Raw genomic sequence first — 14,958 nt, 5'->3', positions numbered from 1 at the left:
GGTGCCGTCCGGGCACGTTCGAGGGGCGGCGTGATCCGACTTTGGGTGAAACGGCAACACGGGCTGTCACGGGTGTCGTATCCTCGGTTACGTAGCTCAGGAGTCAGGACACTTTGGGGACACGGTGACTTCGGCGTTTCAGAGTATCGGCTCGGCACTGGGCGACATCGTCGCCAGCGGACCGATGGGCGCACCACCGCTGTCGCCGGGCGACGGCGGCAAGTTCGACTTCTCCCCGGACGAAATCCGCGCCATCGTCAAAGACTGGCTCGACCTCGCCGAGAGCTACCAAACCTCGCTGAGTACCTCACGCGGTCTTGCCACGATCGAAGGCCCAGGACAGGAGTATGCGAGCGAGATGCACGCCACGGTGGCCAATTCGGCTGGTAGGGCGTACCTCGACTCGCTCGTCGAGAAGCGTGCGTACGCGCTGAGCCAGGCACAGAAGTTCCAGGACGCCCTGCACGACTACCTCGGCGTCGACCGGCAGAACGTCCGCAAGATCACTGCGGCGGGCGAGTCCGGTCCGCCGCCGGTCTTGGCCACCGACGAGGGAATCTGACTGTGCGACCCCACATCGGCATCACGATCCTGTGCGCGGCGCTCGGCATGACCACACTCACCGGATGCACAACCGACCAACCCGGCCAGGCAATTCCCGGCGACACTCCAACGGTGTCGACACGACCGTCGTCCACGCCGGAATCCCCCACCACGACGAGCAACAACCCAGCGGAACTGCCTTCCGACGGCGCGCCGAAGGTTCAGAATCCGATCCAGACCACCAAGTTCGAGCAGGATCCGTGCCTGGTCTTCACCCAGACACAGACCGCGAAACTAGACGTCAGGTCGCCAGGCACACCAGGTCCTTCCCCGCTTGGAAAGGCCTGTATCTGGCGAAACGACGATCGTGGTCGCGTCGAGATCGTTTGGGCCACCGGGGTCTCGCGCGGCTTGAGCGCCGTCTACAAGGCGAACAAAGCTGGAAAGTTCCTCTATTTCGAGGTACTTCCGAGCATCGAAGGCCTGCCAGCAGTCGCCTACGACGTGGTCGATCTACGCCCTGAAGGCCACTGTGGAGTGACCGTGGGAGTCACCGACAAGCTGACCTTCAGCGTGTTGTTGGCGCAGTCGCAATCCAAGGTCGGCACCGCCGACCCATGCAGTGTGGCAGCGCTCGTGGCGGCGGAGGCTGTGAAAACTATGAAGGCGGGGGGCTGAGCATGTTCGAGAGTGGGGGTGGCGGCGGTGGCGGGATGTCCGCGCACCAGATCTACGAGGCGCTGCGGGGTGGGGCCGGGACGTCGAGTTTGGCGACCGGTTACGACATCGCGAACGCCGAGGCGGGACTCGAAGCCGAGCGGGCAAAGCTGATCAACCGGATCGCGCAGAAGATCGAAGCGGGTTGGCAGGGGCAGGCTGGGGCCGCCGCCTTCGGTGCCGCCAAGCCGATCGCCGACGTCTCGATCGTCGGGGCCGACAATCTCGAACGGACCCACGCCCTCCTGCGAGACCAGGCCGATGGGTTCGACTCGGCCTCGGGGAGTGTGCTGCCGGTGCCGCCGAGCCCGCCCGAGACGGGTTTCCTGGACGACATCACGCCCTGGAGTACCGACACCGAGTCCGAGATCGAGCGGTACCGGCAGGATTCCGAGCACAACATCCGGGTCTACGGGATGTACGACGACCAGAGCACCGCCAACGAGCAGGCGCTGCCGATGGACTACTCCTCGCTGACCGACCCGGGTGGCGCCATCACCGTCACCGGACCGGACAAGCCTGGCCTGCCGCCGAACCCGCCGGGGACTGGCGACCCGACCGACCCCCCGGGGACCGGCGTGGACAGCCGCGACCAGCCGCGGACACCGCCGCCGAACCCGCCTCTGCCGCCGGACCAGCCGCCTTTCGTGCCGACGGACAGGCCGCAGCCGGACAGGCCGCAGACCACGAACCCCAACGACTTCGTCCCGACGACGCCGACCACCCCACCGGGGACCGGCAGGCCGCCGCTGGTACCGCTGGTGCCCGCCGATCCGGCGTTGGCAGGCGGCTACCCGGGTGGCCGTGGCGGCGCGGGCGGCTTCGGCGGTGGGACCGGTTCGGGCGGCGGGTACGGGCCAGGGGCGCGGCCGGGCGAGTACGGGCCCGGTGGGCGTCCCGGCGCGGCTGCGGGCGCTGAGCACGGGCCGGGTAGTCGTTCCGGCGGCGCGCCCGGGGGCGAGCATGGACCCGGCGGACGAGGCGCCGCGGCGGCGGCGGGCCGTGGTGCGGGTGGTGTGGGCGGCGCGGGAATGGGTGGCATGGGCGCGGGTGGTGGTCGCGGCCAGGGCGGCGAGGACAGCGAGCACACGCGGGCGTCGTTCCTGCAGGAGAACGACCCGGAGGCGATCTTCGGCACCGACCAGATCACCGCGCCACCAGTCATCGGGGAGTAGCGAGGTCGAACAGTCGGTGCCCGACAGCCGATCGGGTGCGGCGGTAACGGCGCTGACCAGTGGCCAGGTGACAGGCGCCATCCACCCGGTGAACCGTCGTCCCAACAGCACGGCAGACGATCGGGTCGTGGCGCTAACCGAGGGCCGGTGGCGGCGCTGTTTCTTCCGGTGAATCGTCGTCGTCCCAGCGGACGGGTTCGTCGTCGACCCAGATCAGGCGGGCGTCGACGGTGTGCGACAGCAGCCGGATGACCTGCTCCGCGCTGCTGAAGCTGCCGGTGACGCCGGTCCCCGGCAGGTGCACCTGGACCTGGTCGGGTTGGGCGAGCCCCCAGCCGAGCACCTGCGCGTCCCAGCCGTCCTCGGCCATGCCCACCACGACGAAACGGCCGGTCGGGTAGTTCGCCGCCCACTCCGCGACGATGTCCAAGGCCTGGTCGGCGTTGAGTGGGACCAGTTCGCCGTGCTCGTCGAGTTCGGGCAACGGCCGACGATCTGCGCGCACGGGCCAAGCTGACCACCCGGGAGGCCGCGAGCCGGGTCGGCATCTCGGCGGCCAGCCTGAACCGGGTGGAGAAGGGTTCGCGGCTGTCCAGCCCGGAGGAGGTGTCCGCGCTCCTGGTGGTCTACGACGTCTCCGGCGTCGAACGGCAGCGGGTCCTCTGCCTGGCCAAGGAAGCCAACGCGACCGGCTGGTGGGAGGTCGGCGGCGACCTGCCCCGGCAACTGCCCGCCCTGATCACCTTCGAATCCCAGGCCACCCGAATCACCCACTTCGCGCCGTTGTTGGTTCCCGGCTTGTTGCAGACACCTGAATACATGCGTGCGGTGATGGAACGCGGCGATATCCCGGACGGCGACGCCGACGCACGGGTCGCCGCCCGAGCGGGCAGACAGAATCTGTTGACCCGCAAGCGACCGCCGATCTATCGGGTGATCATGGATGAGGCCGCCCTCCGCCGCCCCTTCGGCGGGGCACAGACCATGGCCGCGCAACTCCGGCACATCATCGACAAGGCCCGGATGCCGGCCGTGTCCGTGCAGGTGATCCCGTTCGCCTATGGCGGCTACCCGATCTACGGTATGTACGCGCTGTTGGAGTTCGACAAGACAACAGCGATCGTGCACTTGGAGCACAAGCAGGCGTCCGGGTTCCTGGACACGCCAGAGGACACCGCCCCGTTTCAGAACCTGACGGATAGGCTGGCTGCGGCGGCGCTGGGACCTGCCGATTCCCTTGAGTTCCTGGCGTCTGTGGCGACCCATTACGACCGAGAGTGAAACGAAACATGGACCTCACCGACCAGCAGTGGCGCAAATCCAGCTACAGCACCACCGAGACCGAGTGCGTGGAAGCACTGTGGCGCAAGTCCAGTCGCAGCACCACTGAAGGAGAGTGCGTGGAGATTGCCCGGTGGGTGGGGTCGCCGGAGGTGGGGGTGCGCGACTCGAAGAATCCTGGCGGTGGCCACCTCGTCGTCCCGGCCCGCGCCTGGCTCGCCCTCACCGGCACGTTGCCGGACAGTCGGTTCGGCAGGTAGCCCGATGACCGTCGAGTACGTCCAGTACCGGATTTCGGCGTCGGACCGCGACGCGTTCGAAGCCGCCCACCGACGCACCATCGTGCGGCTGGCCAGTGCCGCCGAATGCCTGGGCTTCGAACTCACCCGGTGCGAGAACGACCGTGAGTCCTACATCCTGTGCATCAGGTGGACCCCCACCGAGGCGCACCCGGCGGGGGTCCGGTCGAGGGAGGCGTTTCGGGAGTTCTTGTTCGAGATCCAGCCCTACGTGGCCGCGATCGAGGAGACGTGGCACTCCGCGCCCACCGGGATCGAGGGGCGGGCGGCGCCGACGCTCTACGAGTGGGCCGGTGGCGCGCCCGCGTTCGAGCGGCTGTTCACCACGTTCTACCAGCACGTGGCCGACGACGAGGTGCTGGCGCCGGTGTTCAGCGGGATGGACCCCGCGCACCCGCGGCACGTGGCCGCGTGGCTGGCCGAGGTGTTCGGCGGCCCGACGCGGTATTCCGGCGAGCGCGGCGGGCATCGGCACATGGTGGGCAGGCACCTGGGGCGGGCGATCACCGAGCGGCAGCGCAGGCGGTGGGTGGCGCTGCTGATCGACACCGCCGACGAGGTCGGGCTGCCGGACGACCCGGAGTTCCGCGCGGCGTTCGTCGGCTACCTGGAGTGGGGCACCCGGATGGCGATGGTGCTGTCCCAACCGGGTGTCACGGCCGAGGTGCCCGAGCCGATGCCGACCTGGGGCTGGGGCGAACGCCGACCCTGGTCACAGCGCGGCGGTGATGGCGGCGTCCAACTCGGTCCGGGCCGCGACCAGTGACGGACCGTACCAGGTCAGGTAGCGGCCGTTCACCAGCACGAATCGCTTGCCGGGAAAGGCTTCCGGCCCGTCGATGGCGGTGAACCTGTACGGCTCGTCGGGCAGCACCACCAGGTCTGCCCGCGCGGCAGTCAATTCCGCCAACGACGGGCGCGGGTAGCGCTCGGCGTGGTCGGCGTAGGCGTTGGCGACGCCGAGGCGGCGCAGCAGGTCGCCCGCGAAGGTGTCTCGGCCCACGACCACCCACGGCTTGCGCCACACCGGCACGATCGCCGTGGCACGCAAGGGATCCACCCGGTGCCACGCGTCCTCGGCGGCGAGCAGCCAGTCCGGTTCGGACAGTCCGAGGCCCTGCACGAGCAGCCTTCGGGTGGACGCCAGACCGGCGGGCACGGACGCGGGCGCGGCCGTCACCCACACCGGCACCCCGTCGGCGCGCAGCCGCTCGACGTCCTCCGGGCGGTTCTCCTCGGAGTTGGCGATCACCAGGTCCGGCCGCAGATCGAGCACCGCTGCCACAGTCGGGTACTTCGACCCGCCGACCCGCGCGACGACCAAGTCCGGTGGGTGGGTGCAGTAGTCGGTGGCGCCGACGAGCAGGCCGGGCGCGGTGGTCTGGACCGCGTCGGTCAGCGACGGCACCAGGCTGACGACGCGCGCGGGAGTCCCGGCCAGCGGGACCGGCTCGCCTAGGTCGTCGAGGAGCACGCTCACACGTCCGTGACCCGGATGCCCGCGTGTGCCTGGTAGCGCTTGTTGATCGCGATCAGGTTGGCGGTGAACGCCTCCACCTGGTGGGCGTTGCGCAACCTGCCGCCGTAGATGCCGCGCATGCCGGGAATGGCGTCGGCGAGAGCACGGACCAGGTCGGTGGCCTCGCGGTCGTCGCCGAGCACCAGCACATCAGTGTCCACTTCGGACCGCTCAAGGTCGCCGAGGTGGATCGCGGACACGTGGTGGAACGCGGCGGTGACTCGGGAGTCCGGCAGCACCTGCTCGGCCTGCTGGGCCGCGCTGCCCTCCTGCACCGGCAGCGCGAACGGGCCCTGCTTGTCGAACCCGAGCGGGTTGACGCAGTCGATGACGATCTTGCCCGCCAGCTCGTCGCGCAGCGATTCCAGCAGCTCGCGGTGGCCCTCCCACGGCACGGCGACGAGCACCACGTCGGCGTCGGCCGCGCACGCCGTGTTGTCCAGACCACTGATGTGCTCGACGCCCGCGCCCGCACGCAGCTCCGCGGCGGCGGCCTCGGCCCGCTCCGCTGAGCGCGACCCCAGCACCACCGCGATGCCCGCCTTCGCCCACCGCAGCGCCAATCCGCGCCCCTGCGGGCCGGTGCCGCCGAGCACGCCGACCTTGAGCTTGCTGACGTCGGTCACTTCTGTTCCTTCCACAGGGACTCTCTACCGCATCGGGGTGACACCGCGCTGATCACACCCGCTCGAAGCCCACCCGGCGCTCGGCCTCGTCGGCCTCGGTCAGCCGCACCCGGATCGACTCGCCCTCGGGCAGGCCCTCGCCCGCGCACTTGGCCAGCACGGGCGGGTCGGCGATGAATATCTCGGCCGAGCCCGCCTCCGCGCGCAGCACCACCGCGTCGAACTCGTGCCCGATGCGGTCGCCGAGCACCCACGCCTCGACCTGGTCCAGACACGCCCGGTCGACCTTGCTCGCCAGGCTGTCGGAGCCCTCCATCAGCTCCGGCAGCAGCGGCAGCGCCCGGCGCACCCACGCCGGGATCTCCGTGCCCGCGCAGGCCGCCAGGCAGATCTCGGTGCCGAACCGGTCGACCAACCGCCGCAGCGGCGCGGTGACGTGCGCGTACGACGCCGCGATGCCCGCGTGCGTGCTCAACTGCGGGGCCGCGCCGTCGAACACGGTGTACCCGGCGCCGCGCAGCAGCCGGGTGGCGTCCATGAACAGCGCCAGCGCCTCCGGCCGCGACGGATCCAACTCGGCGAGCAGCTCGGCGGTGCTCGTCTCCTTGGCCCACTCGATGCCCAGCGCCTTCGCCGAGCGGCGCAGCCACTGCACGGCGCCGTCGTCCGGGTCGGGCAGCGTGCGCAGCACCCCGACCTTGGCCGCAAGCATGATCTTGGCCGCGGCCATGCCGGTGAGCAGCGAAATCTCGGCGTTCCAGGCGTCGACCTCGGTGCGCGGGCGCAGCACGAGCCGCCAGCCATCGCCGTCGGGCTCGACCTCCTGCTCGGGGAGCTGCAACTCGACCGCGCCGCGCCGAATCGCGTGCGCGCGGCGCAACCTGCCCAGCGCGGGCAACTCCGCGATCGAAGGGTGCGGGTCGCCCGCGTCGATGCTCGCCTGCACGCTCTCGTAGTCGAACTGCGCGGTCGAGCGGATCAGGGCGCGGCGGACGCGGGCCGCGGTCGGCTCGCCGTCGGCGTCGAGGTCGATCGTCCACAGCGCGGCCGGGCTCACCTGGTCGGGCAGCAGGCTGGCGATGCCCTCGGACAGCACGGTCGGGTGCAGCGGCACGTTGCCGTCTGGCAGGTAGAGCGTCTGCCCGCGCCTGCGCACCTCGCCGTCGAGCGCGCCGTCCGGGACGACGAACGCGCCGAGGTCGGCGATCGCGTAGTGCACCCGGAAGCCGCCGCCGTCGACCCGCTCGATGCACATCGCCTGGTCGAGATCCTTGGCACCGGGCGGATCGATGGTGACGAACGGGATCGCGGTCGCGTCCTCGCGCTCACCCTTGGCGCCGTCGGACACCGCGCGCTCGGCCTCGGCGTGCGCGGCGGCCGGAAATTGCGTCGGAAGGCTGAAATCCCGGCGGATCCGGGCGAAGTCGACCCCGGCGCCGTCGGTCCCGATCACCCTGGAGTTCACGGCTGCACCATATCCGTTGGCACTGATCCCGACGGCACGGCCGCTCGTCAGTGTCCTGAAGGTGCCCAGTGCACCTCAGTCGTCGTCGCCGTTCCAGGCTCGGTCGGCCTTGTCGGCGGCCGCGGTGCGCTCCCGCGCGATCTCCAGAGCGCGCGCGGCGGTCTCGCGGTCGGGGTAGGGGCCGAGCCGGTCGATCGAGCGGGACAGGTGGCCGTGTTCGACCTCGCCGGTGCGAGTGTTGAAGTACCAGCCGGGGTCTGGATTGTCGTCGCGCATAGGTCCAGCTAACCCCAGTTCGGCGCCTGCTGCACCGGGAATCCGCGTGGCGGCGTGTCCTGGTTGGCGTTGAGGTGCTGACCGGGGATCGGGTCGAGGCAGGACACCAGCACCTCCTGCCGTTCCGGGTCCTCGATGCGCCGCCCGTTGCGCTCCCGGTAGACCAGTTCGCCGTCGACGTCGATCTCCACCAGGGCGCCGACCTCGGCGAGCTGGTCCTCGTCGAGGTCGACCAGGCGTTCGCGGCGCGAGGGCACCACGCGGTACTCGGGCCAGTTCAGGTGGGCGTAGACCTGGTGGAACTCGTAGAGCAGGTGCGCCATGGCCTGCTGCCACGGCAGCGGCATCCCCTCGGCCAGCGACCGCGGCACCACCGCGTAGCCCGCGCTGATCCCGGGCCGCGCGGCCGAGTCGAGGAACTCGCGCAGCGGCGCGCTGGAGGCGGGCGGGCCCGCGTGCCGAGGAAGCGGATCCGGGGCGTACATGTTCATGGACTGCCTCCTTGGAGACTCAGACCCCCGGCCGCACGGCCTGGTCGAGCAGTTCGCCTTCGGTCCACTTGACCGCCCTGATGTGCACGGGCACGCCGTTCTGCTGTGCCTCGACGATCTTGCCATCGCCGAGGTACATCGCCACGTGGTGGATCGTGGCCGGGTCGGTCTCGTCGTAGGCCCAGAACAGCAGGTCACCGGGCTGCGCCTGCTCCACCGGCAGCAGGGCGCCCGCCCGGTACTGCTGGCGCGAGGTGCGCGGCAGGGTGACCCCCGCCGTGCGGAACGCCTGCAGCATCAGGCTGGAGCAGTCGTAGGAGTTCTGCTGGGTGGTGGCCGCGCCCCACTGGTAGGGCTTGCCCTGCTGGGCCAGCGCGAACTGGATCGCGGCGCCCGCGGCGGCGGTCGGCGCGGGCAGCAGGTTGCCCACGCCCTCGCCACAGCCGGTGGCGTTGACCACCTGGCCGAGTTCGGCGATGAGGTGGCTCGCCATGGACTCCCAGCGGTGGTAGCGGTCCGGGAAGGCGGAGCGCTCCACGTCCTGGGCGGACTCGCCGGGCCGCTGGTTCTCCCAGTCCGGCACCTTGAGCAGCACGTCGTAGAACTTGTTGATCGCATACGTCGGGTTGGTGACCTCGGCAGGCGTGCCCCAGCCCATCGACGGGCGCATCTGGAAGATGCCGAGCGAGTCGCGGTCGCCGTAGTTCAGGCTGCGCAGGCCGGACTCGGTCATGCCCGCCTGGATGGCGATCTGCCACGCGCGCGGGGCGAGTCCGCGCTGCTTGCCGATGGAGATGATCAGGGCGACGGCGCCGCGCTGCTCCTCGCCGAGCCGCCCCGCGTCGGCCGCGCCGGAGCCCGCCGGGCCGGTGGTGGCGGGGCCGAGGCTGGCGTTGCAGGACACGGTGCTCAACTGCATGGCGTCGGCGACCTGGTCGTTCCGCACCACAGTCATCACGCCCGCGGTGATCGCCGTGACGATGCCGATCGCCGTCAGCGAGCCGACCACCACCGTCGCGCGCATGTCAGGCTCCCTGCTCGTAGTTCGCCACGCGCCAGCCCCGGTCGGTCTCGATGACCGTGATCCGCAGGATACCGCCGTTGGTGGGGACCTCGGCGTCGACCGACTTCGGGAACGAGGCGCGGGCCACGGCCTTGCCGGTGACCGCCGTCGCGGCCACGTTGGCCGGGTCCACTGTGGACATCACGGTCATGTACTCCTCGGTGGTGAACGGGCGCAGCCGGTCCAGCCACTTCTCGGCGGGCTCACCCGCCGGGTGGTCGACCCACGCCCTGGCCCACACCTCGGCGGTCTCCAGCGCCTTCGATGCCGCGGGCACCGAGGTGGGCGCGCGCGACTCGGACGGCAGCCGGGTGGGCAGCGCGCTCGGCGTGTTGTTGCCACCCGGTCCGGGGTCGGGGCGCGGGCCGCTGGGTTTGGTCGTCGTCGTGGCCTGCGCGGACGAGGACGACCCGGGCGCGGCGGTCTGGGCGCCCGCGGACCTACCGGCGATCTTGGGCAGCAGGATGCCCACCCCCGCGATCAGCACCGCCGCCACGACCACCGCCACGGCGAGGTGCTTGGGCGAGCGCAGCGGCCAGCCCCACAGCTTTCGGTAGACCGCGGCGCGACCGCGGTTCGTGCGGATCGGCATCGCCTCACCTCACCACCGTGTCGGTGTCGCGCGGCCCGTCGCGCCGGTCAGCGACCTCCAGTCCGCGGGAGGGCCGGTAGACCACGTGCACGGGCCGCCCGGCGACCATCTCGACGTCGGCCGCCCGCGGCGCCGCGGTGACCGGCGCCTCGACCGGCGCGCCGTAGGGCGACTGGACGCGCGAGGGGATGACCACGGCGTCCTCGCCGCGGTCCCAGCCGCGGTCGGCGACCGGAACGGTGTCGACCACCCGGCTGCCGCCGCCCGCCATGAGCTGCGCCGGACCACTGCGCCCGGACACCGGCACCGCGGCGGCACCCAGGTGCGACGGCGCCCCCATGATCGCCGCGCGCGGGCCGCCGATGGCCGCGCGGCGGGCGTCCATCCGCTCGGCCGTCGCCGTGACCGGGTTGCTCGCCTCGGGCCGCGGCCGCCTGCCGCCCTGCCGGGCGAGCGCGGTGCCGTCGGAATCCTCGCCCTCGCGCACGGTCTCCCAGAAGTCGTCCTGCGGTGTCGGGCCCGCGTGCTTGTTGCGCCGGAAGCGGGAGAACAGGCCGGCACCCGCCGACGGCATCGACGCGCCCGCCGCGCCCACCGACAGCTCCAACATCTGCCACATGCGCCGCATCGGCCGCCCGACCAGGAAGAACACGATCGTCACGATGGCCGCGAGGAGCATCTGGGTAAGCAGCGAGAGCTTGGCCTCCGGGGAGAAGATCAGTTCGAGGAACTTGAAGTGGATGCCCGCCAGCATCGCCAGCACCAGCACGTTGAGCACGACGGCGCCGACCGCGCGGCCGACCTTGCGCAGGATGTCGTGGTGGACCAGCGCGACCAGGCCGATGACCGGCGCGGCCAGCGCGAGGATGCGCAGCAGGAGCTGGGCCAGCAGCACCGCGAGCTTGGCGAAGAGCTGGAACAGCGAGTACACGATCGACTGGAACAGCGCCAGGATGCCCGCGCCCGTGCGGCTGCCGTCGGTGCCCTTGAAGTAGCCCGCCGCCGGGCCGAGTTGGGTGGCGATCGTTTTGTACTCGTTCTTCTTCGCCTGCTCGGCGGCGTTGTCCGCGTCGCGGCCGGAGACCAGGTCGTCGCGGGTCCACGCCTGCGCGTCGAGCAGCCTGCGGCCGAACTCGGTGGCCTTCGGGTCGTCCGGGCTGCCGAACTCGCCGCGCAGCCAGTTCTCGTAGACGACCTTGTTGTGCAGGTCGGTCGGCAGGATGTGGCGGACCACCCGGTCTTCCTCGGGGTCCACGAAGCCCGCCTGGATGCCCGAGGTGGTGCGCACGATGATGTCGTCCACCCGGTCGTAGTTGCTGACCAGCACCGCCGAGGACGCCGCCAGCCACATGCCTGCCAGCGCGAACAGCGTGCGTTTGCTGACCGTGGCCAGGTCGCCGCTCCAGATCTGGCGGAACAGCAGGATCGCCAGCACGAGCATGAACACGCTGAACAACTGCGTGTAGATGTTGTCGAACACCGCGTCGGCGGCCTTGCCGATCTGCTCGTTCAACCCGCCGAGGACACCGCCGTTGAGCAGCGTGTAGTGCAGCGAGTTGGTGGCGCCGACGATGTTCTTGGCGATGCTGAACAGCTCGTTGCCCGCCCAGTTGTCGATCGTGGCGCCGGGGTCGCTGACCCCGCTGGGCACCAGGCCCCCGCACGACTCGTCGTAGACGTGCCAGACCATGCCCGCGTAGCCGTAGATCAGGTACGGGCTGTCCGCCTCGCCGTTGCCCTGGGGCGGGTCGAGCGCGCCGACCATGCCCGCGCCGGGGCGCTCCGGGTTGGGGACGCAGTCGGTGTCCTGCGCCATCGCCGGGCTGCCGACGACCGCCTGCAGCCCGATGATGCCGATGACGGCGAGCATCGCGTAGCGCCTGCGGGGCGACGCGCTCTGGTGTCCACGCTGCCTTTTCCGCCGCCGCGCCGCTACCAGCAGCGCGGCGGCGACCACCACCAGGATCGTGATCATCTGACGTCCACCAACCTCGCCTGGCTCGGCAATCCGGGCACTAGCTTGATCAACTTAGCCACTTGCGCGGACCCGGCGGTACTGCTCATGCCGCGTCCTCACGACCGCGCTTCTTCTCGCCATCCTTGCTGTCGTTCCGATCAGGGGCAGAGTCATCGAGACCGTCACCGACGAAGTCCTCCTCGGTGAGGCCGAGTTCGAACTCGGCGGCGCGCTCGAACTCCTCGTCGCTGGGCAGGGTCGAGCCGTCGACCGGCTCGAACTCGTACTCGCTCGGCGGGAGCGCGGCGTGCGACTCCGCCGCCGGGAGAGCGCGCGCGGCGTTCTCCCGCTGGGCGTCCGGGGTGGTGTCCATGACCGTGCGCAGGTGGTCGAGGTGCACCCCGGACAGGTCGATCCGAATGCGCTCCACGCCACCGGCGCCGTCGCCGAAGATGAACTGGCGCGGCGCGACGTCGCGCTCGACCATGCCGCGCTGCCCGCCGGGCCGCCTGCCCAGGCTGGCCACGACCTGCTCGTAGCCCGCGCCGATCGGCACCTTGAGCAGCCGCAGCGCGTCGGCCTGGGCGCTGTCGTCGTCCAGTCGGCCGATGAACACCGAGTCGAGCAGCGTCACGAAGCCCTGGATCTTGAGGAAGTCGGCCGGGATCTGCGAGGACAGCAGCACCCGGACGTTCCACTTGCGGGAGTCACGGGCGAAGCGGTTCATCAACACACGACCGGTGGGCACCTCGGAGAGGAAGAACGCCTCATCGATCCAGACGCCCTTGCGCATGTCCTTGGGGCGCTCGTAGATGGAACGCTGGGTGAGCCACGCGGCGAGGTTCAGCATCTCCACGCCGAGCGCCTCGGCGTCGGTCCAGTGCTCGCGGCCCACACCGTCCTTGGGCAGCGTCAGACCGGCCATGGTGAGCACGGTGAGCCGGTCGTCGCGTTTCTCGTCGTAGGGGTCGGCGCCGCTCTCCGGGATGAGCAGCGACATCCGCTCACGCATCTCGTCGAGGAAGTCGGCGACCACGACGGCGTGCTCGTGGTGCTCGCTGGCGTCGCGGCGCAGCGCGTCGAACACCAGGCTCGGGTCGGCGTCGGCGCGACCGCCCACGGTCCGAACCGCGCGCAGCAGCACGATGCGGCTCTGCGGCAGCCGGGCCACCTCGTAGGGCAGCAGACCTGCCAGCACGTCGAGCACCAGGCGGCGGCGGGTGGCCGCGGCCAGCGCCTTCTCCCGGCGCCACGAGCGCTCCGGGTCCTCCTCGTCCAGGAAGTGGTCGAGCTTGGGCTCGGCGACCACCCGGTACGGGTTGAGGATGCCCGGCTGGGCGTTGAGCAGGTTGATCGGCCGCGCGTAGGGGCGCAGCTCGGGCAGGTCGCACAGTCGGGCCAGCGGGCCGGACGGGTCGAGGATCGTCCAGTGCGCCCCCGCGCGCAGCGTCTTGTAGACGATGCCGCCGCCGAGGAACGACTTGCCGCCGCCGAGACCCGCGACCATCGCGGTCAGCCCGGAGCCGTCGCGGATCTCCTGCGCCATCCACGGGTCCCACGCCACCGGGCGGCGCGTGGCGGTGCACGTCTCGCCGAGCAGGATGCCGCGCCGGTCGCCGACCTCGGCCGTCGCCGTCGGCACCGAGGACGCCGCCCAGATGACCGAGCCGCGACGCAGGTACGCCGTGGAGGCCAGCGGCTCGCCGGGAATGAACTCGCGCGCCATCGCGTACTGCGCCTCGGGGTGTTCGATGGCCACCTTCGGCTTGTAGAGGTCGAGGAGCTGCTGCGCCAACCGCAGCGCGTCGCGCTCGGTCGGGCCGGACACCGCCAGGCGCCACCACGAACGCACCCGGGTGGCCAGGGCGGTGAACCCAGAGGTCATCTCGTCGTCGATCTCCAGCACCCGCGACGCCTGCCGGGCCAGCGACTGCGGCGGCTCCAGCTCGTGCTCGTCGGTGTAGTGCTTGACCTGCGAGCGGACCTTGTTCATCTGCCGCGCCAGCTCGCCCTGGACCTCTTCGGGGCGGCGCACGTAGATCCGCGCGGACCACTCCACGGACGCGGGCAGCCGGTCGGCGCGCTGCACCCACGGGTCGTCGATCTCGGGGATCTGCAGGCCGTGCATCATGCCGACGGTCAGCACCGTGACGTGCCGGGTGACGCCCGCGTTGGAGCCGGTGCGGCCGCGGACGGTGACCGTCGGGGCGTACGGGTCCTGGTGGAAGTCGGCGGCGTCGGTGAAGCTGGCGAGGTCTTCAGGCTCCCAGGCCGCCCCCGGCACCGCGGGCATGTTGCGCGGCGCGGGCAGGCCAAGCGAGCACGAGCGGTGCATCAGCCAGTACATCTCCTCGGCCGTGGCCGGGCGCCCCTCCAGACCGGCGGACCCGATCACCTGGTCGAGGTGCTCGACTTCGCTCTCCAGCGCCATCAGCTCGGCGTCGACGGCGTCCGGGAACACCTTGCGCAGCAGCGGCGCGGCCCGCTCGACGGCCCGGTCCACCACGTTGCGGGTCTGCACCTGGACGCCCAGGTAGACCTCTTTCTCGGCCATCGAGCGGCCCATGAGCTGCTGCTGCTCGCCGACGAGGTAGTCGTCGAACGACAGCGCCCCCGGGACGTCGGGCAGCCGGTTGACCGCGTTGTGCACGTGCGCCTCGGCCCACATGCGGATCGGGTACGGCCGGGTGGTGACCCGCAGGTGCAGCCACCGGCCGGACAGCTCCGCGTACTGGCCCGCGATGGCCGCGATCAGGTCCTGGCGCTGCGAGTCCGACCGGAACGACCAGCGCTGCGGGGCCAGCCGGTACCACGCGTAGACGTCAGTACCGGTGCGCAACAGGTGTCCGTCGATGCTGCGGGTCGCGATCTCGGGGGTGTAGGCCGGGATGCTCTGCTCACCTGGCAACCGCTTGCCCCGCTTGCGCGCCGCCGCGTGCTCATAACGGGGCGCG

The 14,958-nt window shown here is 71.0% G+C and carries 16 protein-coding genes; 6 read left to right on the top strand and 10 right to left on the bottom strand.

The window, feature by feature from the left end; genetic code table 11:
* Positions 1-184 precede the first annotated feature (184 nt).
* Genes ACT4N7_RS03960 through ACT4N7_RS03950 form a run of 3 tightly spaced genes read left to right on the top strand, consistent with a single transcriptional unit; the run spans position 185 to position 2,435 of the window.
* Positions 185-562 carry a hypothetical protein gene (locus tag ACT4N7_RS03960; protein ID WP_444827180.1) on the top strand — a complete coding sequence of 126 codons (378 nt, stop codon included), beginning with the start codon at positions 185-187 and terminating at the stop codon, positions 560-562.
* Positions 563-564: 2 nt separating this feature from the next.
* Positions 565-1,221: a DUF3558 domain-containing protein gene (locus ACT4N7_RS03955; protein ID WP_444827179.1), complete on the top strand. Its 657-nt coding sequence runs from the start codon at positions 565-567 to the stop codon at positions 1,219-1,221.
* A gap of 35 nt (positions 1,222-1,256) precedes the next feature.
* Positions 1,257-2,435 (top strand): hypothetical protein, encoded by a 1,179-nt coding sequence (locus ACT4N7_RS03950; RefSeq protein ID WP_444827178.1) that lies wholly within the window; start codon positions 1,257-1,259, stop codon positions 2,433-2,435.
* 133 nt (positions 2,436-2,568) lie between these two features.
* On the opposite strand, the gene ACT4N7_RS03945 is transcribed toward ACT4N7_RS03950, so the two are convergent.
* Entirely contained in the window at positions 2,569-2,940 is a 372-nt protein-coding gene (locus ACT4N7_RS03945; RefSeq protein ID WP_444827189.1) for a hypothetical protein, read from the bottom strand.
* On the opposite strand from ACT4N7_RS03945, the gene ACT4N7_RS03940 reads away from it, so the two are divergent.
* Genes ACT4N7_RS03940 through ACT4N7_RS03930 form a run of 3 tightly spaced genes read left to right on the top strand, consistent with a single transcriptional unit; the run spans position 2,883 to position 4,781 of the window.
* Positions 2,883-3,716, top strand: coding sequence for a helix-turn-helix domain-containing protein (locus tag ACT4N7_RS03940; RefSeq protein WP_444827177.1), 834 nt, complete (start codon positions 2,883-2,885; stop codon positions 3,714-3,716). The genes ACT4N7_RS03945 and ACT4N7_RS03940 overlap by 58 nt on opposite strands.
* Entirely contained in the window at positions 3,713-3,976 is a 264-nt protein-coding gene (locus ACT4N7_RS03935; RefSeq protein ID WP_444827176.1) for a DUF397 domain-containing protein, read from the top strand. Before ACT4N7_RS03940 ends, ACT4N7_RS03935 begins: the two co-directional genes overlap by 4 nt.
* A gap of 4 nt (positions 3,977-3,980) precedes the next feature.
* Entirely contained in the window at positions 3,981-4,781 is an 801-nt protein-coding gene (locus ACT4N7_RS03930) for a group II truncated hemoglobin (RefSeq protein WP_444827175.1), read from the top strand.
* Here ACT4N7_RS03930 and ACT4N7_RS03925 read toward each other — a convergent pair.
* The 9 genes from ACT4N7_RS03925 to ACT4N7_RS03885 all read right to left on the bottom strand — a co-directional run bounded on the left by ACT4N7_RS03925 (position 4,728) and on the right by ACT4N7_RS03885 (position 14,912).
* Positions 4,728-5,495, bottom strand: coding sequence for a helical backbone metal receptor (locus tag ACT4N7_RS03925; protein WP_444827174.1), 768 nt, complete (start codon positions 5,493-5,495; stop codon positions 4,728-4,730). The two genes, ACT4N7_RS03930 and ACT4N7_RS03925, sit on opposite strands and share 54 nt — an antisense overlap.
* Positions 5,492-6,160 carry an NADPH-dependent F420 reductase gene (gene npdG, locus ACT4N7_RS03920; protein WP_444827173.1) on the bottom strand — a complete coding sequence of 223 codons (669 nt, stop codon included), beginning with the start codon at positions 6,158-6,160 and terminating at the stop codon, positions 5,492-5,494. Before npdG ends, ACT4N7_RS03925 begins: the two co-directional genes overlap by 4 nt.
* Before the next feature lie 52 nt (positions 6,161-6,212).
* The gene (locus ACT4N7_RS03915; protein ID WP_444827187.1) at positions 6,213-7,613 is read right to left on the bottom strand and encodes an RNB domain-containing ribonuclease; all 1,401 of its coding nucleotides are present in this window, start codon (positions 7,611-7,613) and stop codon (positions 6,213-6,215) included.
* An 87-nt stretch (positions 7,614-7,700) separates the two neighbouring features.
* Entirely contained in the window at positions 7,701-7,901 is a 201-nt protein-coding gene (locus ACT4N7_RS03910; protein ID WP_444827172.1) for a hypothetical protein, read from the bottom strand.
* Between the two features lie 8 nt (positions 7,902-7,909).
* Entirely contained in the window at positions 7,910-8,392 is a 483-nt protein-coding gene (locus ACT4N7_RS03905; RefSeq protein ID WP_444827171.1) for a hypothetical protein, read from the bottom strand.
* A 19-nt stretch (positions 8,393-8,411) separates the two neighbouring features.
* Positions 8,412-9,416, bottom strand: a complete 1,005-nt coding sequence (locus tag ACT4N7_RS03900; protein WP_444827170.1) for a C40 family peptidase — start codon at positions 9,414-9,416, stop codon at positions 8,412-8,414.
* Position 9,417: 1 nt separating this feature from the next.
* The gene (locus ACT4N7_RS03895; protein ID WP_444827169.1) at positions 9,418-10,047 is read right to left on the bottom strand and encodes a hypothetical protein; all 630 of its coding nucleotides are present in this window, start codon (positions 10,045-10,047) and stop codon (positions 9,418-9,420) included.
* Positions 10,048-10,051: 4 nt separating this feature from the next.
* Positions 10,052-12,022 (bottom strand): magnesium transporter, encoded by a 1,971-nt coding sequence (locus tag ACT4N7_RS03890; RefSeq protein WP_444827168.1) that lies wholly within the window; start codon positions 12,020-12,022, stop codon positions 10,052-10,054.
* An 85-nt stretch (positions 12,023-12,107) separates the two neighbouring features.
* Positions 12,108-14,912 carry an ATP-binding protein gene (locus ACT4N7_RS03885; protein ID WP_444827186.1) on the bottom strand — a complete coding sequence of 935 codons (2,805 nt, stop codon included), beginning with the start codon at positions 14,910-14,912 and terminating at the stop codon, positions 12,108-12,110.
* Positions 14,913-14,958: the final 46 nt, after the last annotated feature.

The sequence above is a fragment of the Actinokineospora sp. genome (genome assembly GCF_052390155.1).
Lineage (GTDB): Bacteria > Actinomycetota > Actinomycetes > Mycobacteriales > Pseudonocardiaceae > Actinokineospora.
Note: the sequence above shows the minus strand (reverse complement) of the source record. Positions and strands in the feature narration are given on the sequence as shown.